The organism is Bradyrhizobium sp. HKCCYLRH3061, from assembly GCF_051168015.1.
GTDB lineage: Bacteria > Pseudomonadota > Alphaproteobacteria > Rhizobiales > Xanthobacteraceae > Bradyrhizobium.
Genome location: NZ_JBNPUE010000006.1, coordinates 92745 through 110277, shown reverse-complemented (window position 1 = coordinate 110277; position 17533 = coordinate 92745). Strand labels below are relative to the sequence as shown.

At 66.9% G+C, this 17533-nt stretch carries 19 protein-coding genes; 7 read left to right on the top strand and 12 right to left on the bottom strand.

What is annotated here, in order from left to right; genetic code table 11:
• Positions 1–27: 27 nt before the first annotated feature.
• The 8 genes from ACQR2C_RS12875 to ACQR2C_RS12840 all read right to left on the bottom strand — a co-directional run bounded on the left by ACQR2C_RS12875 (position 28) and on the right by ACQR2C_RS12840 (position 8806).
• Positions 28–606: a hypothetical protein gene (locus ACQR2C_RS12875; protein ID WP_315803494.1), complete on the bottom strand. Its 579-nt coding sequence runs from the start codon at positions 604–606 to the stop codon at positions 28–30.
• Between the two features lie 144 nt (positions 607–750).
• On the bottom strand, positions 751–1593 hold the full coding sequence (locus tag ACQR2C_RS12870; RefSeq protein WP_316177613.1) for a shikimate dehydrogenase: 843 nt from the start codon (positions 1591–1593) through the stop codon (positions 751–753).
• Between the two features lie 117 nt (positions 1594–1710).
• Positions 1711–3474 (bottom strand): SulP family inorganic anion transporter, encoded by a 1764-nt coding sequence (locus ACQR2C_RS12865; protein WP_316177611.1) that lies wholly within the window; start codon positions 3472–3474, stop codon positions 1711–1713.
• 93 nt (positions 3475–3567) lie between these two features.
• The gene (locus ACQR2C_RS12860; RefSeq protein WP_315757334.1) at positions 3568–3870 is read right to left on the bottom strand and encodes a helix-turn-helix domain-containing protein; all 303 of its coding nucleotides are present in this window, start codon (positions 3868–3870) and stop codon (positions 3568–3570) included.
• Positions 3871–4076: 206 nt separating this feature from the next.
• Complete coding sequence (locus tag ACQR2C_RS12855; RefSeq protein WP_434881275.1) at positions 4077–6125, bottom strand: elongation factor G; 2049 nt, start codon at positions 6123–6125, stop codon at positions 4077–4079.
• Positions 6126–6300: 175 nt separating this feature from the next.
• Positions 6301–6774: a DUF992 domain-containing protein gene (locus ACQR2C_RS12850; RefSeq protein WP_315803312.1), complete on the bottom strand. Its 474-nt coding sequence runs from the start codon at positions 6772–6774 to the stop codon at positions 6301–6303.
• Between the two features lie 183 nt (positions 6775–6957).
• A complete protein-coding gene (locus ACQR2C_RS12845; RefSeq protein WP_315803311.1) occupies positions 6958–7482 on the bottom strand; it encodes a DUF992 domain-containing protein in 525 nt (174 codons plus the stop codon).
• A gap of 121 nt (positions 7483–7603) precedes the next feature.
• The gene (locus tag ACQR2C_RS12840) at positions 7604–8806 is read right to left on the bottom strand and encodes a pyridoxal phosphate-dependent aminotransferase (protein ID WP_316177606.1); all 1203 of its coding nucleotides are present in this window, start codon (positions 8804–8806) and stop codon (positions 7604–7606) included.
• A gap of 192 nt (positions 8807–8998) precedes the next feature.
• Here ACQR2C_RS12840 and ACQR2C_RS12835 point away from each other — a divergent pair, with 192 nt between their 5' ends.
• The 5 genes from ACQR2C_RS12835 to ACQR2C_RS12815 all read left to right on the top strand — a co-directional run bounded on the left by ACQR2C_RS12835 (position 8999) and on the right by ACQR2C_RS12815 (position 12306).
• Entirely contained in the window at positions 8999–10231 is a 1233-nt protein-coding gene (locus ACQR2C_RS12835) for a glycosyltransferase family 87 protein (RefSeq protein ID WP_434881274.1), read from the top strand.
• A 193-nt stretch (positions 10232–10424) separates the two neighbouring features.
• A complete protein-coding gene (locus tag ACQR2C_RS12830) occupies positions 10425–11075 on the top strand; it encodes a glutathione S-transferase family protein (RefSeq protein ID WP_315803309.1) in 651 nt (216 codons plus the stop codon).
• Between the two features lie 194 nt (positions 11076–11269).
• Complete coding sequence (locus ACQR2C_RS12825) at positions 11270–11521, top strand: hypothetical protein (protein ID WP_316237589.1); 252 nt, start codon at positions 11270–11272, stop codon at positions 11519–11521.
• A gap of 67 nt (positions 11522–11588) precedes the next feature.
• Positions 11589–11783 carry a hypothetical protein gene (locus ACQR2C_RS12820; protein WP_434840259.1) on the top strand — a complete coding sequence of 65 codons (195 nt, stop codon included), beginning with the start codon at positions 11589–11591 and terminating at the stop codon, positions 11781–11783.
• A 61-nt stretch (positions 11784–11844) separates the two neighbouring features.
• Positions 11845–12306 carry a GNAT family N-acetyltransferase gene (locus ACQR2C_RS12815; RefSeq protein ID WP_434881273.1) on the top strand — a complete coding sequence of 154 codons (462 nt, stop codon included), beginning with the start codon at positions 11845–11847 and terminating at the stop codon, positions 12304–12306.
• Positions 12307–12570: 264 nt separating this feature from the next.
• Here the strand turns inward: ACQR2C_RS12815 and ACQR2C_RS12810 are convergent, their stop codons facing one another.
• The 4 genes from ACQR2C_RS12810 to ACQR2C_RS12795 all read right to left on the bottom strand — a co-directional run bounded on the left by ACQR2C_RS12810 (position 12571) and on the right by ACQR2C_RS12795 (position 16314).
• The gene (locus ACQR2C_RS12810; RefSeq protein WP_434881272.1) at positions 12571–13014 is read right to left on the bottom strand and encodes an endonuclease domain-containing protein; all 444 of its coding nucleotides are present in this window, start codon (positions 13012–13014) and stop codon (positions 12571–12573) included.
• Between the two features lie 103 nt (positions 13015–13117).
• Entirely contained in the window at positions 13118–13438 is a 321-nt protein-coding gene (locus tag ACQR2C_RS12805) for an antibiotic biosynthesis monooxygenase family protein (RefSeq protein ID WP_316217492.1), read from the bottom strand.
• A gap of 135 nt (positions 13439–13573) precedes the next feature.
• Complete coding sequence (locus tag ACQR2C_RS12800) at positions 13574–14797, bottom strand: DUF1501 domain-containing protein (RefSeq protein ID WP_434881271.1); 1224 nt, start codon at positions 14795–14797, stop codon at positions 13574–13576.
• Positions 14794–16314 (bottom strand): DUF1800 domain-containing protein, encoded by a 1521-nt coding sequence (locus tag ACQR2C_RS12795; protein WP_434881270.1) that lies wholly within the window; start codon positions 16312–16314, stop codon positions 14794–14796. The genes ACQR2C_RS12800 and ACQR2C_RS12795 overlap by 4 nt, the downstream gene beginning before the upstream one ends.
• A 145-nt stretch (positions 16315–16459) precedes the next feature.
• On the opposite strand from ACQR2C_RS12795, the gene ACQR2C_RS12790 reads away from it, so the two are divergent.
• Positions 16460–16681 (top strand): cysteine-rich CWC family protein, encoded by a 222-nt coding sequence (locus ACQR2C_RS12790; protein ID WP_315803301.1) that lies wholly within the window; start codon positions 16460–16462, stop codon positions 16679–16681.
• Positions 16678–17361 carry an HAD family hydrolase gene (locus ACQR2C_RS12785; protein ID WP_315803300.1) on the top strand — a complete coding sequence of 228 codons (684 nt, stop codon included), beginning with the start codon at positions 16678–16680 and terminating at the stop codon, positions 17359–17361. The genes ACQR2C_RS12790 and ACQR2C_RS12785 overlap by 4 nt, the downstream gene beginning before the upstream one ends.
• The last annotated feature ends 172 nt before the right edge of the window (positions 17362–17533 follow it).

Genomic DNA, 17533 nt, shown 5'->3' with positions numbered 1-17533 from the left:
GGGAGCGCACCGTGCTCGCGGCGCCGCCTACATCGGCGGCGTCAGCCCGTCGCGGCCGACGCTGACGCGGCTGGTCTCGAGCGAACCGTCAGGCAACGGCTTGACGATCGCGATCACCTTGGCGCCGGCTTTCAGCTCGGACTTGTCGCCCGGCACGAAGGTGACGATCGGCGTGTCCGGCGCGATGTCGACGCGCTTCTCGCCGCCCTTGTACTTGACCAGCAACGTATGACCGTCGGTCGAGACCGAGCTTTCGGATACGGTGGCGTTGGTCATGCTCGAGTTCGGCTTCAGGTCCCACGACCGCGAGCCTTCGCCCGTGCCGCGCATGTCCTCGGGAAAAATGTGGATCTCGACCGCCTTCGGCGCGCCGTCCGGGCCGGGCACCGTGGTGGCGCCGATGAACGAGCCCAGCTTGATGTCGGAAAGCTGCGCCTTGACGACACCCGAGACGCGCAGATCACCGGCCATGCGGAGCTTGAAGATCTCGCCGCTGCGGGCTTTCACCGTCATGGTATCGGCGTCGACGCTTTCGATGGCGCCGCGCACGCGCGTCGGCACTGGCGCCTGCTGCGCGATGGCGGTCAGCGACGCCGCCGCAACCATTGCGAGCGCGGCGACCGGACGGATCAGAACGAGACGGGCAGACATGCTGAAAACTCCGAGGGCTCGAGAGACGCGTTCCGCGCTCGTATCGGAGACGCGGGCATCTGACGAGTGAAACGCCGGAGAGGGCCGCTCATTCCACACTCAAGCCCTTGTGAGATCAGCCTCGACCAACGCGCGCAGTTCGGGCGTGACCTGGGGGCGGCGGTGGAACCACAATTCGAAGCCGCGCACCGCCTGGTGCAGCAGCATGCCGAGCCCATCGGCGGTGCGCAGGCCCCGCGATCGCGCGGCGCCGAGCAATCGCGTCTCCAGTGGCACGTAGACGAGGTCGGCGACCACGGCGTGCGGCGACAGCAGATCGACGTCGAGCTCGAGCGGCGGCTGGCCGTGCATGCCGAGCGAGGTGGTGTTCACGAACAGGCCCGCGCGCGGCAGTAGCGCGCCGACGCGATCCCAGCCTTCGGCAACGACCCGGTCGCCGAACTGATCGGCCAGCGCCTGCGCGCGCGCAGCGGTGCGGTTGACCACATGGACGCGGCCGATGCCGCGCTCGAGCAGACCGAACACGACGGCCCGCGCCGAGCCGCCGGAGCCGAGCACCAGCGCCTCGTCGGTGCGGTCCCAGCCCGGGGCGGCGGCATCCAGGTTGCCGATGAAGCCTTCGACGTCGGTGTTGGTGGCCCGCAGGATGCGGTCCTCGTACCACAACGTATTCGCGGCGCCGACGGCACGGGCGCGCGCGTCCGGCTCGGTCAGCTCCAGCACGCGCTCCTTGTGCGGAATGGTGACATTGGCGCCGACGAAGCCGCGGCGGTCGAGATGCGTGACGAAATCCGCAAGCTCTTCCGGCGGCACCGCCTCGATGGTGTAGCCGCCGGCAATGCCGAGCTCGTGCAGCCAATGATGATGGATCAGGGGCGAGCGCGAATGCGCGGCAGGCCAGCCGATCAGGCACGCGGCGCGGGGTTTGGCGGCGACGGTCATGGCCGTGACATCGGACAAGCTCCGGCCGGAGTCAATGCTGCGGGCCGGTCGAACCGGCCGCGACGACGAAGCCGGCCGTCGGTGCGCCTCGGTGGGGACCGGCGCGCGAGGCCGGACTCAGCTCGCCGCCAGCCCGTCGGAGATGTCCTCCTGCGGCGTCTCCTTGCCCTTGATGTCGGCGACCGCGCGCTCGATGGTCTCGCGAAAGCGCACCAGCGGCGGCCGCACGCCGTGGGTCAGCAGCGCCCGGCGCACGGTCGGTGATGCGCCGGTGATGAACAGGCGGATGCCCTGGCGCCTGGCCTTGGCGGCGACGCGGCTCATGGCGTTGGCGGCTGTCGAATCCAGGAACGGCACCGCTGCGAAGTCGACCACGAAGGCCTTGCGGCGGTCGGCGATCGAGTCGAGCACGGTGCCGACGGTCGAGGCGGCGCCGAAGAAGAACGCGCCGGTGATGCGATAGACCAGCACGTCCTTGTCGGCGCTGAGCTTCGGATTGTACGGTACCCGCGCCTCATCCTCGAAGTCGGCGCGGTCCTTTGCGGCCAGAGGCGACCCGCCCTCGACGCCGGTCATCTGCGCCATGCGGTTGATGAACAGCACGGCGCCGAGCGCGAAGCCGACCAGGATGCCCTCGGTGAGATCGCGGAAGATCGTCAGCCCGAAGGTTGCGAGCAGCACCGTGGCATCGCCCCAGGACGATCGGATCAGGGTGGCGAACTCGTGCTTCTCGGCCATGTTCCAGGCGACAACGACGAGCACCGCGGCAAGCGCCGAGAGCGGGATGTAGCTCGCCAGCGGCGCTGCGATCAGCATGAACACCAAAAGAAACAGCGAATGCAGCATGCCCGACACCGGCCCGCGCGCGCCGGCGCGGACGTTGGTCGCGGTGCGCGCGATGGTTCCGGTGACGCAGATGCCGCCGAACAAGGCCGAGCCGATATTGGCAAAGCCCTGCGCCACCAGCTCGCAGTTGGAGCGATGGCGGCGGCCGGTCATGCCGTCGGCGACCACGGCCGAGAGCAGCGACTCGATCGCCCCGAGCAGCGTGAAGGCAATCGCATCGGGAAACACCGCCTGGATCTTGGCAAGCGAAAACGCCGGCAGCGCCGGTGCCGGCAGCTCGCGCGGGATGCCGCCGAAGCGGGTGCCGATGGTCTCGACGGGAAGCTGCAGCGCGTAGGTGATGATGGCGGCGACCACGACCGCGATCAGGATGCCGGGCCAGGTCGGCCGCAGATGCTTGAGGCCGACGATGATCGCGATCGACAGCGCGGCCGTCGCGACCGCAGGCATGGTCGCGGTCGGCGCACCATGCGCGAGCGCCGCGAGCTTCGGAATCAGCTCGCCCGGCTCCTTGCCCGCAAGCGTGATACCGAACAGATCCTTCAGCTGGCTGGCAAAGATGATGACGGCGATGCCCGCGGTGAAGCCGACCGTGACCGGATAGGGAATGAACTTGATGTAGGTGCCGAGCCGCAGATATCCGGCGATCACCAGCATCACGCCGGACATCATCGCCGCGATCAGCAGGCCATCGAGACCCTGGCGATCGACCGTCGCAGCGACCAGCACGATGAAGGCACCCGCGGGACCGCCGATCTGAAAGCGGCTGCCGCCGAGCAGCGAAACCAGGAAGCCGCCGACCACGGCGGTGTAGAGGCCGCGCCCCGGCGAGACACCGGAGGCGATCGCGATCGCCATCGACAGCGGCAGCGCCACGATCGCTACCGTCAGGCCCGCCAGCGCGTCGGCACGAAAGTCGCTGAGGCCGTAGCCCTCGCGCAAGACCGTCAGGAGCTTGGGGGAATAGAGCTCGGCGAAGGTCGGCTCATGATGTCCGACCCGCCCGTGCGAACGGTGTTCGTTTGCGATGCTCATGCCGACCACGCTCCCGTCGCCTCATCGGACCGCGGCGCAGCCGACGATGCGTCCCACACGAAGCGCTCAGGAGCCCCGTGGCGCGCGATGAGCCTAGCTCGCGTCATCGCGCACAATGTCAGTTTGACGGCCCATGCGGCGAGGCGGCCCCGGGTCCTTCAGGCGAACACCACGCCCGCCATTCTCACTGCGGGAATGCTCACCGATCAGATCCACGCCCGCACGATTGAGCGCATCGACGACCTTGGTCAGCGAGTCCACCACGCCGCGGACGTTGCCCGTGGAGGCTTCCATCCGCTGGATCGTCGGCAGCGACACGCCGGCCAGCTCGGCCAAGGTTCTCTGATCTATCCCGAGCAGCGCTCGCGCTGCCCGCATCTGGAACGACGTGATCACGATGGCCTCACGTGGCAGACACCATAAATGATGTCTGAGACAAAGACAATGATGTAAAATACATCATAAACTGAGCTCGGATGCAAGCTGGAACCCGGCCCTCGCCGTCCGTCCCCTGCGCGCGCGAGCGACGGCCATGACGCGATCCGGCCCGCCATCCCGAGCGAGGATGACGGGCCGGTGTTACTCGGCGCGGAGCGTTCGGCTCAGGCGGCGTCGCGGTGGGAGGCGATGATGTGGTCGGCGGCGCGGCCGGTCACCTCAGCCATGTGGTCGAACTGGCGGGTGAAGCTGCCGGCGCCCGCCGTGGCCGAGCGCAGTTCGACGATCAACTCGCCGATCTCCGCCTCCGGCATCATCGCCCGCACGCAGTCCCAGCCCGGCCAGCCGTCACGGGTATCGAAGGACAGGATCTGGCCGCGCCGCGCCGACAGGATCGCGTTGATCCTGGCGGTCGCTTCCGTCGGGCAGACGATCTCGACGGTATGGATCGGCTCCAGCAGCACCGGCGCGCATTGCGGCAGGCCTTCGCTGACGCCGGCCCGCGCCGCGGTGCGGAACGCGAGGTCGGACGAATCGACGCTGTGATAGGAGCCGTCGGTGAGCGTCACCTCGACGTCGATCACCGGAAAGCCCAGGGGGCCGCGGGCCATTGCGTCGACGACACCCTCCTCCACCGCCGGGATGTAGTTGCGCGGCACCGCGCCGCCGACCACCTTCTCGGCGAAGCGGAAGCCTTCGCCGCGCGGCAGCGGCTTGATGTCGAGCACGACGTCGCCGAACTGGCCGTGCCCGCCGGACTGCTTCTTGTGGCGGCCGCGCTGCGTGATCGGCTTGCGGATGGTCTCCTGATAGCCGATCGCGGGCTGGTGCGATTTGACGTTGACGCCGAAACGGTCGCGCAGCCGCTCCAGCGCAACGCGCAGATGCATCTCGCCCTGCCCCCACAGCACGGTGTCGTGGGTGCGCGGGTTCTGCACCATGGTCAGCGACGGATCCTCCTCATGCAGCCGCTGCAAGGCCTGGCCGAGCTTGACGTCGTCCTTGCGGTCCACGGCGGCGATCGAGAGCGCCAGCACCGGCGGGCACGCCTCCACCTTTGCCAGCGGCGATGGCGCCGTCTTGCCGGTCGCAACCGTATCGCCGGTCTTGACCGCATCGAGCTTGCCGAGCGCCACCGTGTCCCCGGCCTCGGCGCCCGCGCGCTTGCTGTCATAGGCGCCGGTGGCAGCCAGGATGCCGGACACGCGCGCCGCCTCGCCCGAGGCGGCATGCAGCGTCGCGCCGTCATCGAGATGGCCGGACAGCACCCGCGTCAATGACAGCTTGCCGCCATGCTGCAGATGCAGCGTCTTGAAGACATAGCCGAGCGCCTCCTTGGTGTCCTTCACACCGAGCCGCCGCGCGGTCTCGGCGATTCCGGGCGCCTCGTGGCGCAGCGCCTTCATCAGCCGCAGCACGCCGTTCTCGCGCAGCGCCGAGCCCAGCAGCACCGGGCAGATCAGTCCCTCGCGCAATTCGCGCGCGAGATCATCGAACACGGCGTCGCGCGGCGGCGGGATGTCCTCCAGCAGCTGCTCCATCAGCGAATCGTCGTGATCGGCGAGCTTCTCCAGCATCGAGAAGCGCGCCTCCTTCTCACGGTCGAGATCGCCGCCTTCGAGCGCGATCACCTCGCTGGCCTTGTGCTCGCGATAGATGAAGGCGCGCTCCAATGCGAGGTCGACGAAGCCCTCGATCAGCTCGCCGTTCCAGATCGGGATCTGGCGCAGCACCAGCGGCACGCGCGAGGCCGGCTGCAAGGTCGCGAGCGTCTCCCTGATGCGCGCATTGGCGCGGTCGATCTTGTTGAGGAACAGGAAACGCGGGATGCGCAGCTCCTCGAGCTCGCGCAGGATGATCTGCAGTTGCGGCAGCTTCTTCTCATCGGCCTCGCAGACCACGATCGCGGCATCGACCGCCGGCAGCGCGGCGCGCATGTCGTGGATGAACTCGATCGAGCCGGGACAGTCGAGGAAGGTGTAGCTGTCGCCCATGAAGGTCGTCGTCGCCGCCGTCATGGCGACGCTCATCTTGTGCTGGCGCGCCTCCGGGCTGGCATCGCCGACAGATGTGCCGGCGTCGACGCTGCCCGCGCGCGGGATCGCGCCCGTCCGCGCCAGGATCGCCTCCAAGAGAGTGGTTTTACCGCTTTGGAAAGGGCCCACCAGCGCGATGCACCGTGGACCTCGGGGACTTCTCAGGTCTTGTCCCATTCGCCGCCTCCTCGTTGTGGAGCTCGGCCCTTGATTGGGTCGGCAAAGCCGAATGCTCTGCCTCGGCTGCCGCTTTGGCAAGCAGGCGGCCTGCCAAAAACGTTGCTGCAGTGCGGGGATCCCACCGTCTTCCCGCACGATGGCGGGAAGAGCGCTGTTCACGGCAAAGGGAAGATCACCGACCCGGGCGCAATTCGAGGCTTTGCAGCCCCGCCGCGACGCTGATGCCGACCTGGCCCTGGACGCTGAGCGGCTGCAGCGCGATCGAGTTGGCGGAGCCGCCGACGAGCACGTTGCCGCCGACTCCGACGCCGACCGCGGCCGATCCTTGCGCACCGGCATAGTCGCCGGAGAGATCGCCCGGCCCGAGCCGCGCGACCGGGGCATAGACCACCCAGGCCAGCAGCGACTCCTGGGTGATGCCGAGATCGAGGCCGACCTTGCGGATGGTCGCGACGTAGCGATCCTCCGGCAACCCGTCGGCGCGCAGCACGCAGCCGAGATGGGTGACCGAGCCGACGATGAAGCCGACGCTGGCGCCGCCGCGGCATTCGAGGACGCCGACCCGCACGCGATCTTGCGCCTGGGCAGCGCCGCCGATGCAGAGGACGGCCGCAGCGGTGAGCCCGGCGAGGATGGTCGAGCGCATGAATAAAACTCCGGCTGAAATGAACATGTGATGCGGCGCTCGGTGATCGGGACTGATGATCACGAGCCATCACATCTATGCCACAAGGCTTACAGCCGCACCAGAAGCGGCGCGCCGTTCATCTGGCTGAACGACTCACGGCCTCGACCAGCGCAGCGCGGCTGCGAGGCATTGTCGCCGTGCTCAGCGATAGTAGCGCGAGAAGTAGGACGAGGGCTGGCTCGGGCTCGGATGGATCGGCAGCAGCGGCACCAGCTCGACCTCGGTGATTCCCGCGGCGAGGTTCATGCCGGTCTGCCCCTGCAGGCTGATCGGCTGCAGTTGGGTGGCGCGATCGGTGTCGCGCACCAGGAAGCTGCCGCCGAAGCCGACCAGCGCGGCGGCGTTGGCCGACAATCCGCCATAGCGCCCGCGCAGCTCGCTGCGGCCGAAATCGTTGACGGGCGCGTACACCGCCCACGCCATCCGGGTCTGATCCGTCAGTCCGAGATCGAGACCGTAGCGGCGGACCTTGGCGACATAACGCTCCGGCGCGCGGCCCTGGCTGCGGAAGACGCAGCGCAGACGGGCCTGTGACATCACGAGCTTGCCGGCCGTCCGGCGGCCCTCGCACTCCAGAACCCCCGCACGCATCGGGCGGCCCTGATGGGCCTGCGCGAGCGGCACGAGCATCACCATCGCCACGATCGACAGCACAAGCAGCCGCATCGAACTCCAACCTTACGCCACGCAACTTGATCCCGGACAAAAGAAAGGCGCCATGTTCAAAACATGGCGCCTTTCTGTGCGGAAATTGACCTTTAGAGATTCAAAGGTCGCTGTTGCCCGATTACCTCAAATTGCCGCAGAAGCGCTGGATGCGCTTGCAGGCGTCCTCGAGGTCGGAGGTCTTGGTCGCGTAGGAGATGCGGAATGCCGGGCCGAGGCCGAATGCCGAGCCGTGCACCACCGCGACGCCCTCGGTCTCCAGCAGCTCGGTGACGAAGGCCTCGTCATTGTCTATCACCTTGCCCGACGGCGCGGTCTTGCCGATCGTGCCGGCACAGGACGGATAGACGTAGAACGCGCCCTCGGGGCGTGGGCATTCGATGCCGCTGGCCTGGTTCAGCATCGAGACCACGAGGTCGCGGCGCTCCTTGAACACCTTGTTGTTCGCCGGGATGAAGTCCTGCGGACCATTCAAGGCTTCGACGGCAGCCCATTGCGCGATCGAGCACGGGTTGGAGGTCGACTGCGACTGGATCGTCGCCATCGCCTTGATCAGCTGCGCCGGGCCGCCGGCATAGCCGATGCGCCAGCCGGTCATGCAATAGGCCTTGGAGACGCCGTTCACGGTCAGCGTGCGGTCGTACAGCGACGGCTCGACCTGCGCCGGCGTGGTGAACACGAAGTCGTCATAGACGAGGTGCTCATACATGTCGTCGGTCATGATCCAGACATGCGGATGCTTGACCAGCACCTCGGTGAGCGCCTTCAGCTCGGCCTTGGTGTAGGCCGCGCCCGTCGGGTTCGACGGCGAGCACAGGATCAGCCACTTGGTCTTCGGCGTGATCGCCTTCTCCAGCGCCTCCGGCTGCAGCTTGAAGCCATGCGCGGCTGTGCAGACCACCGGCACCGGCTCGCCGCCGGCGAGCGCCACCATCTCGGGATAGCTGACCCAGTACGGCGCCGGGATGATCACCTGGTCGCCGGGATTGATGGTCGCCATCAGCGCATTGTACAGCACCTGCTTGCCGCCGACGCCGACGATCACCTGGTTCGGCTTGTAGGTCAGGCCGTTCTCGCGCTGGAACTTGCCGATGATGGCTTCCTTCAGCTCGGGGATGCCGTCGACCGCGGTATACTTGGTCTTGCCGTCCTGGATCGCCTTGATCGCGGCCTGCTTGATGTTGTCGGGCGTGTCGAAATCCGGCTCGCCGGCGCCCAGCCCGATGACGTTGCGCCCCGCCGCTTTGAGGACGCGCGCTTTGTCCGTGACCGCGATGGTCGCGGACGGCTTCACACGGTCGAGCGCAGCGGCGAGAAAGGACATCATCAGCTCCTATGCAGGCGTCGTGGATCACCCTTTTCGGGCCACGACCAGTCATGTCAGGGAAACGCTTGCTTTTAAGGCCCCGGGCGCTGCATCGCAAGAAGCTTGGGCACATGGCTCCCAAGACTTTAGGGAACGTTAAAGCGGCCCCGCTAGCGTGGCCCCCACGATTGTCCAGAGTTTCAGGCCGAAATGACCAATATCGGGTACGCCCTGCGATCCGGCGACTGGCTGACGGCCACGCGGATCAAGTCCTACAGCTGGATCCTGCTCGCGGTCACGATCGTGGCCATCGCCGGCTGGATCGCGCTGTCCGATGGCCTGATCGACCGCAACGGCAAGCCGATCGGTACCGACTTCTCCAACGTCTATGCGGCAGGCGTGCTGACCCTTCAGGGCAAGGCGGCCGACGCCTATGATCCGCCGCTGCAGCATGCGATGGAAAAGGCCGTGTTCGACGGCCGCGACGTGCCGTTCTTCGGCTGGCACTACCCGCCCTTCTTCTTCGCGATCGCCGCCATCACCGCCCTGCTGCCCTATGCCGGCGGGCTCGCGCTCTGGGTCGTGTCGAGCCTGCTCGCGTACCTCGCGGTCATGCGCGCGATCCTGCCGCGTTCCGAGACCCTGCTGGTCGCGACCGCCTTTCCCGCCGTGTTCGTCAACATCGGTCACGGCCAGAACGCGTTCTTCACCGCGGCGCTGCTCGGCGGCGCGCTGTTGCTGATGGAGCGCAGCCGGCCGTGGACGGCCGGCATCCTGATCGGCCTGCTCGCCTACAAGCCGCAATTCGGCGTCCTCATTCCCGTGGCGCTGCTCGCAGGCGCTCGCTGGCCGACGATTGCTGCGGCAACCGCCACGGTGGCCGCGCTGGTCGCGATCAGCTTCGCCGCGCTCGGCAACGACGTCTGGCACGCCTTCTTCCAGTCGATGACCTTCACACAGAGCGTCGTGCTCGAGCAAGGCGGCACCGGCTGGGAGAAGATCCAGTCGGTGTTCTCGGCCGCGCGTCATTGGGGCGCCGATATCAGATCCGCCTATGCGCTGCAGAGCCTGCTGGCGCTGTCGCTCGCGGCCGGACTTGCCTGGCTGTGGCAGAGCGAGGCTGCGTTCGATCTCAAGGCGTCGGCACTGGCGAGCGCGAGCCTGCTGGCGACGCCCTATGTGCTCGACTACGACCTCGTCGTCGTTGCGGTCGCGATCATCTTCTTCGTCCGGCACGGCTTCGCGAACGGCTTTCGCGACTACGAGCTCAGCGTGCTCGCGGCCGCCTGGATCGTGCCGCTGCTCTCGCGCAGCGTCGCCGGGCTGACGACGATACCGCTGGGCCTCATCGTTCTGATCACCCTGTTCGCGCTGACCTTGCGCCGCGCACTCACCGATCGCGCCGTCGAGATCGGTGGACAGGCGCGCATCGCGCAGGCGTGATCTCGATTGTTTGAATCTATTGGAAAGTTGTTATTCGAGAGTGCAGTGCAGTAGCGCATTTCGACTTTTTCCATCCGCCGGCTCTTGCAGCCTGCGCTCATCGGCATCATTGTCTGGCCGCATTGCGGGACGATCTGGCGTCCGGATGCGCGATGCGTCCAACCCTTGATTCCTCGAACTCGAAACCGGCCGGATGTACAAGCTCTATTCGATGCAGCGGTCAGGCAACAGCTACAAGGTCCGCCTTGCGCTCGCGCTTCTGAACGCGCCCTATCAGGCGATCGAGATCGACATCCTGCGCGGCGAGAGCCGCACGCCGGATTTTCTCGCCAAGAATCCCAGCGGCCAGGTGCCGCTGCTGGAGGTCGGCGAGGACCGCTTCATCGCCGAATCGAACGCGATCCTCTGGTATGTCGCCGGCGGCACGCCGCTGGTGCCGGAGCAGCGCATCGAGCGCGCCGAAGCGCTGCAGTGGATGTTCTTCGAACAGCATGCGCTCGAGCCGAACATCGGCGCCGCCTATTTCTGGCTGCTGCTGGTCAAGGGCGGCCGCGACCTGCAGACCCATGCGCTGGAGGACTGGATGGAGCGCGGCTATGCCGCGCTGCAGGTGATGGAGAATCATCTCAAGAGCAACGACTACTTCGCCGCGAAGCAGCTGACGGTCGCCGACATCGCGCTCTACGGCTACACCCATGTCGCCGATCGCTGCGACTTCGATCTGTCGACCTTCCCGAAGATCCGCAGCTGGCTGCGCCGTGTCGAGCAGACGCCCGGCTTCGTCGCGATGGACTGGCAGCCGGCGCTGATCGATTCGGCAGGCATTGCTGCCGACTACGGCTGACACGTTCACCGTAAGACTACCGACTATCCGTAGAACAGCGGGGAAAATACACGCGATGGCGGGAACGATCACCGCCGACGCCATGTTTCTGCCCTTTTTTCTGATTTGCCGCCGCAATCCTGCCCAGCGCGACCTTAGAATTTACCTCTGCGAGTGATTCGCTCGCGGATGTATGGGTAAGGGATTTCGACTTCATGTCCGGGTGGCGTCTTGCTTCCGTTCCGAAGTTCAGTTGGGTTCGCGGCCAGGCATGGCCGCTAGCGCCGGACCTCCGCCGAGAGCTCCCGGCGCCCGTCAGCGGCTTTCACGACGACGCGACGCTCACCCTGTCGCCGAGCCTGACCACCGCCGTGGTCGCGACGATCGCGGCCAGCACGCTCTCATTGGGTGTCAGCGTCACCATCGCGGTGGTGTCGATCCGCGCCCTCTTGTCGATGCCCGCTTAGCAGGAAGCCATTTTGACAACCCTTCGCGGTTTTCGCGACAACAGGCGATGATTGTCTCGCGCACAAAATGGCGATGAAATCAACGGTCGTAATCGTTGCCGTGACCCTGGCACTCGCGATCCTGCTGGCGGCGTCACTGCTGATCCTGATCGAGCGGCGGGGCGAGCTTTCGTTCTCGCCGCTGACCGAGGAGGATCGGTCTGTCTATGTCGAGCTGGTGCGGCCGCCCGCCACCGAGCCGGTGCCGCCCGTCCCGGATTGATCGCGAGCGCGGCTGCGCGTATCGAAGGTCCGTCGAGATTCAAACGGACGGCGAAGCCTTCATGCACGAAGCCCTCACTGTGCGCGCCATCGCGCGCGACGATCATGATCGCTGGTTGCCGCTCTGGGACGGCTACAACGCCTTCTACGGCCGTTCGGGGCCGACGGCGCTGCCGAGCGAGGTGACCGCCGTGACATGGTCGCGCTTCTTCGATGCCGACGAGCCGGTGCATGCCCTGGTCGCCGAGAGCGGCGGCGAGCTGATCGGCCTGGCGCACTACCTGTTTCATCGCGCCACCACCACGATCGGGCCGCTCTGCTATCTCAACGACCTGTTCACGAGCGAGGCCGCCCGCGGCAAGGGCGTCGGCCGGGCGCTGATCGAGGCGGTCTACCGCGAAGCGCGACAGGCCGGTGCGCCCCGGGTCTATTGGCAGACGCACGAGACCAACACCACGGCACAGCCGCTCTACGACAAGATCGCCGAGCGCTCGGGCTTCATCGTCTATCGCAAGGCGCTGTGAACGGGCGGTGTCACGCCGCCGTCACGGGGCAGGCCTACGCTCCATTGAGCGCCTGATCATCCCCCGTCACCGGTCACGCGTTTCAGCGGTCCCCGTCAGTCGCCGTCTCTGACCGGGGCCGCATTTTTTTGGCGTGGCCACCTCTGAGAGCGGAAAGCGAGATGCTGCCGTGCGATCGGTGGGCTCCCTCTCCCCGTTCTTCACGGGGAGAGGGCTGGGGTGAGGGGCAGCGGATCGGGCGGTGCAGCCTTGCCAGAGCGCCCACTACTCACGCGTCAGCTCATCTTGAATCAGCGTCAGAACGCCTTCGATATTTCCTAGGACATCGTTGTTCCAAAAGCGAAGAACCCGATAGCCTTCCTCCGCTAAACGGCGATCGCGAACAACATCCTGCTTAGACTCGCTGTGTTGTCCCCCGTCAATTTCAACGATGAGGCGCCTCTCTCGACAAATGAAGTCGCAGATATATTCTGCGACCGGGAGCTGCCGAACAAACTTGTGACCATCCAGCCGACGGCTGCGTATCTTATCCCACAGCGTGTTCTCCGCGTTCGTCTGGGCAGTGCGGAGCCGCCGAGCAAGACCGACGGATTTCAGATCTGGTCCTCGCATGTGCCGTACCTCATCGCAGGTCTTCATCGTGCTGAAGCCGTTGAGACTGCAATACAGCACGAGCTGACGAGACCGGGCGAGCGCGACGACCACCACCCGTGCCGCTGCCCCTCACCCCAACCCTCTCCCCGTGAAGAACGGGGAGAGGGAGCATACCGGCTACGCAGCGGCAGCTCGAATCCAAATCCCGAGCAACGTCCTACTTCTTCCCACCCACCGTCTGCCTCACCTCGAAGCCCTCGAACTGCGGCGGGCCGAGATAGAGCGGCTTGTTGTCGCCGGCGCCCTTGTGGGCCATGCGGAAGGCTTCGGACTTGGTCCAGTCCTCGAACGCCGCCTTCGACGCCCAGATGGTGTGCGAGGCGTAGAGCGTATGGTCCTCGGCTTCCGGTCCCTTCAACAAGTGAAACTCGACGAAGCCCGGCACCTTGTCGAGATGGCTGTCGCGCGACAGCCAGACCTGCTCGAAGGCGGCCTCCGAACCCTTGGCAACGCGAAAACGATTCATGGCGATGAACATGCTGATCTCCTGAGGGATGAATGCCGCAGGCCAGGGAGTAGCAGACTTCGCGATGCAATGCGCCTGCGGCAATCGCCGCTGATGCCGCGACATTGAACGCTACGGGACCCGATCAGGACAGGGCGCAAGCGATCCCTACGCCACGAGCCCCTTGATCGGCTTCACGGCCGCGCTGTCCGGAAACACCGCGCCGCCGAGGGCGTGCTCACCGATGCCGAGATGATCGGCGAGCACGCCCTTGAACACCGCGCGCAGATCCGCGGTCGGCGCAAGATCGCGTCCCTGATAGAGGCTCGCCAGCTTCAGCGTCGGCCAGTCCGCGATCACTCGCCCGCCCCTGACCGCACCGCCGGCGAGCAGGGCGACGGTGCCGGTGCCATGATCGGTGCCTTGCGTGCCGTTGATCTTCGCCGTGCGCCCGAACTCGGTTGCGACCATCACGACCGTATCGCGCCAGCTCGGGCCGAGCCCGCTCTCGAACTCGGCGAGCGCACCATCGAGACCCGACAGGAGTTGCGCCAGCCGGCCGACCGCGCCGCCTTCATTGGCATGCGTGTCCCAACCGTCGAACGCCAGCGCCGCGATGCGCGGACCATCATCCGCCGCGATCAGCTTCGCCGCGCCGCGCGCGACCTGGCGCATTGCCGCAATCTGGTTGCCGCCCGGCTTCGGCTTCATGTCGTCACCGAACGCGACCTTGTCGAGCTTGAGGCCTTGCGCCAGCGCAGACGCCAATGCGGGATCGCGATGCGCATAGAGGTCGACCAGCCGCGTCGCGGTGTCGTCATCGGCCTGCGGCAAGGTTACCGGCGCCCAGCCGACGGTGGGTGCTGCGCCGCGCAGCACCAGCGGCGCCGTTGGGCCGACCGCGAGCGCGCCCGAGACGCGGGGGCCGCGTGGCAGAGCCTCGACTGCGCGGTTCAGCCAGCCCGATTGCACGCGGCCGGGACCGGCAAAGCCGCTTTCGAGCACGTCCTGGCCATCGAAATGCGAGCGCTCGCGATACGGTGTCGCGACCGCGTGAATCACCGCCGCCTGCTTGTCGCGATACATGCGCGCGAATTCCGGCATCGCCGGATGCAGCGCAAAGAACGAGTCGAGCGGCAGCGCCGGATTTGGTCCCGCCGTCGTCAGCGCGATCGCGCCATGCAGCCCGGCGTAGTCGGGATCGCCGACCGGCGCCACGGTGGCGAGCCCATCGAGCGCGCCGCGCAGGATCACGACGATCAGCCGTGGATCACGCCGATCGGCGGCCCGCGCGAATTTCGGCAGATAGCCCCAGGCGGCAAAGGACGCGCCTGCCAGCAGCAGGTGGCGACGCGAGGTCAACAGCGAGGTCGCGATCCGGTCCATCGTCATCTCCTCTGGAATTCCGGCGACATCAGCAGCAGCGCCAGCGCCTGCTGGCGCGATTCCGCACGCTCGATCGTGCGCCGCGTCTCCGTCGAAGTCGCGTCTCCCGCGGCGAGATCGAGCAGATCACGGGGATCGAGATTGTTGCCGAGACGCGCGGCGAGTTGCGCCGAGATGTCCAGCCGCAGCTTCATGCCCTCGGGGGCGGCCCACATCGCGATGGTATCGGCGAATCCGTTCGGCCCTGCGGGCGCCCACAGCGGCTGTCCCAGCATGTTCAGGGAATTGAGATAGAAGCCGGGATCCTCGGGCACGCGCGCCAGCAGCCGGCCGCCCGCGACCAGGAACTCATAAGGCGAGCGGATCTTGGTCAGCGCTGCCGACCAGGCTTCATCGGCATCGACGAGCGCCAGCGTCACCGCTCTCAGATCGCCGTCGCTCTTCTTGAATACGGCCTCGAGCCGCGCGACCAGCGCGGGCGGCGGATCATCGGCGACGAAATGGCGCGCGAGCTTGGTGGCGATGAACTTCGCAGTCGACGGATGCCGCGCGATGTCGGCGAGCGCAGCCTCGCCCTGGGCGAGGCCATCATCCCCGTAGACCTTGCCGAGCAGAGTCTGCGGCCCCGGCTGATGCGCATTGGCATTGAACACGAAGCTGCCGGGCGCCGCGTTGCGGGCGTTGCGGCCGGCGAAGCTCCAGCCGGTGATGATGCGCGCCAGCGACGTCACGTCCTCCTGGCTATAGCCGCCGCCGACACCCAGCGTGTGCAGCTCCATGATCTCGCGCGCGAGATTCTCGTTGAGGCCGCGCTTGCGGTTCTGGCCGGCGCGCGAGTCCGGTCCGAGCGATTCCTGGTTGTCGAGAAAGAACAGCATCGCCGGATGCTGCTCGACCGCCTTCAGCATGTCGGCGAAGCGCCCGAGCACGTGCGGCCGGATCGCCTCGCGCTCGAACGCGCCAGCCCACATCCGCGCCAGTTCGCCCTTGCCCGCTGAGATGCAGAAATGATTCGACCAGAACGCCACCAGGCGCTCAGTGAAGCCGCAATCGGCGAGCACGGCGCGCTGCAGCCGCGCCAGCGCTTCGGCACGGAACGTCTTCTGGACGACGTTGGGCGGCTGCTGAGCCTGCGCGGGCTTTGCCGGCGCTCCCTGCATCGCGGGTGCGGGGTCGGCACCGGCCGCCGGGGCTGCCGAGGGCGGCGCGGCCATGGCTTTGTCCGCGCCGCTCGTGGACAGGCCGCGCGTCTGACTGGATGGCTCCTGCGGCGCGGCCTCGGACTTCGCGGCCTCACGCGCCCGCTTGACCTCGTCCTGATAGGCGAAGACGGCAGCGGCGAGTGCGGGCGTCGACTGCAAGCCCGGCGCCTCCAGCAGCGCTCCATTGGGACGGCCGAGTTCGGCCTTGACGAAGCCGCGCGGGTCCGACGCCGCATTGACGAGATCGCCCGAGGCGCCGCCACGCGCGCCGAAGCCGAAGCGATTCAATGCGACAAGAGCCGCCTGGGCATCACGCGCCATGCCTCATCCTCACCAACGGCCCGTCATCACGGGAGCTCCCGAAGCAGTTTGCTGCCGCGACCGCAGACTGCGATGGCGCGGCAGATTGTCACGCACTATACTTGCCCGCGCAGATGAACCGGACATGAAAAGAGGTGGATCGGACGTGGTTCCGAAGGTGACAAATCGTTTAGCAGACGTGGCCGCGCGGCAACTCATCTGCGAGTCGTGCGGCGCGGAGTTCAGCTGCGATCCCGGCGGCTCCTGCTGGTGCTTCGAAGAGGCCGTGCGCCTGCCGCTGCCCGAGACCGGACAGACCCGGTTCAAGGACTGCCTGTGCATCAATTGCCTCAAGAGGCTGGCCGGCGAACCGGAGCCGGGCTCGTGACACGCTGGCACGTCGAAGCCGTCCTGCTCGACATGGACGGCACGCTGCTCGACACCGAGAAGGTCTATCTCGAAGCGGCAATCGCAGCGCTGAATGCGCTCGGCTATAGTGATGGCGTCGTCGAGCTCTGTCACGCGATGATCGGCATTCCCGGACCCGACAACGAGCAGACCCTGCGCGACCATTTCGGCGACGATTTTCCGCTGCTCGAAGTCAACCGCCTGTTCGCGGCCAAGACCATCGAAATCCTGCAGGCGGGCATGCCGCTGAAACCCGGCGTCATCGCGCTGCTCGACGCGATCGACGCGGTCGGGCTGCCCAAGGCCGTCGTGACCTCCTCCTCGCGCCGCACGGCGGCGGAACACCTTGGCCTCGCCGGCATCGACCACCGCTTCGATGCGGTGCTGACGCGCGACGACGTGACCCGTGCCAAACCGCATCCGGACCTCTATCTGCTCGCCGCGGAACGGCTGCGGACGCGCGCGCCAGCCTGCGTCGCGATCGAGGATTCCAATCCCGGCGTCGCCTCGGCGTACGCCGCCGGCGCGATCACCTTGATGGTGCCGGACATCGTGGCGCCGAACGATCATTCGCGGGCGAATGCGGCGGCCGTGCTGCCGGATCTCGACGCCGCCATGGCGCTGCTCGCGCGCCGTTCGGTGCTGCCCGCCAGGATGTGACGTCAGATCCGCGGCCTGTGAAGCGGCCGTACAGCTTTGCCATTGTCTTCAAACGCGACCGAACATGGTCACAATCGGTTCACGTCGTTGCGCCGGTGCCCACGGCCCTATCGGATGCATTAACCCGCACGCCCTACCGTGCACGGCGTTGGTGGATGGGCTTATTTCATGT

Coding starts and splice junctions, on each gene's coding strand:
- ACQR2C_RS12820 (WP_434840259.1), top strand. CDS start 11,589: ATGGCGATGAAATCAACGGTCGTAATCGTTGCCGTGACCCTGGCACTC.
- ACQR2C_RS12830 (WP_315803309.1), top strand. CDS start 10,425: ATGTACAAGCTCTATTCGATGCAGCGGTCAGGCAACAGCTACAAGGTC.
- ACQR2C_RS12855 (WP_434881275.1), bottom strand. CDS start 6,125: ATGGGACAAGACCTGAGAAGTCCCCGAGGTCCACGGTGCATCGCGCTG.
- ACQR2C_RS12835 (WP_434881274.1), top strand. CDS start 8,999: ATGACCAATATCGGGTACGCCCTGCGATCCGGCGACTGGCTGACGGCC.
- ACQR2C_RS12875 (WP_315803494.1), bottom strand. CDS start 606: ATGGTTGCGGCGGCGTCGCTGACCGCCATCGCGCAGCAGGCGCCAGTG.
- ACQR2C_RS12805 (WP_316217492.1), bottom strand. CDS start 13,438: ATGTTCATCGCCATGAATCGTTTTCGCGTTGCCAAGGGTTCGGAGGCC.
- ACQR2C_RS12825 (WP_316237589.1), top strand. CDS start 11,270: ATGTCCGGGTGGCGTCTTGCTTCCGTTCCGAAGTTCAGTTGGGTTCGC.
- ACQR2C_RS12865 (WP_316177611.1), bottom strand. CDS start 3,474: ATGAGCATCGCAAACGAACACCGTTCGCACGGGCGGGTCGGACATCAT.
- ACQR2C_RS12815 (WP_434881273.1), top strand. CDS start 11,845: ATGCACGAAGCCCTCACTGTGCGCGCCATCGCGCGCGACGATCATGAT.
- ACQR2C_RS12845 (WP_315803311.1), bottom strand. CDS start 7,482: ATGCGGCTGCTTGTGCTGTCGATCGTGGCGATGGTGATGCTCGTGCCG.
- ACQR2C_RS12870 (WP_316177613.1), bottom strand. CDS start 1,593: ATGACCGTCGCCGCCAAACCCCGCGCCGCGTGCCTGATCGGCTGGCCT.
- ACQR2C_RS12840 (WP_316177606.1), bottom strand. CDS start 8,806: ATGTCCTTTCTCGCCGCTGCGCTCGACCGTGTGAAGCCGTCCGCGACC.
- ACQR2C_RS12795 (WP_434881270.1), bottom strand. CDS start 16,314: ATGGCGCGTGATGCCCAGGCGGCTCTTGTCGCATTGAATCGCTTCGGC.
- ACQR2C_RS12850 (WP_315803312.1), bottom strand. CDS start 6,774: ATGCGCTCGACCATCCTCGCCGGGCTCACCGCTGCGGCCGTCCTCTGC.
- ACQR2C_RS12800 (WP_434881271.1), bottom strand. CDS start 14,797: ATGACGATGGACCGGATCGCGACCTCGCTGTTGACCTCGCGTCGCCAC.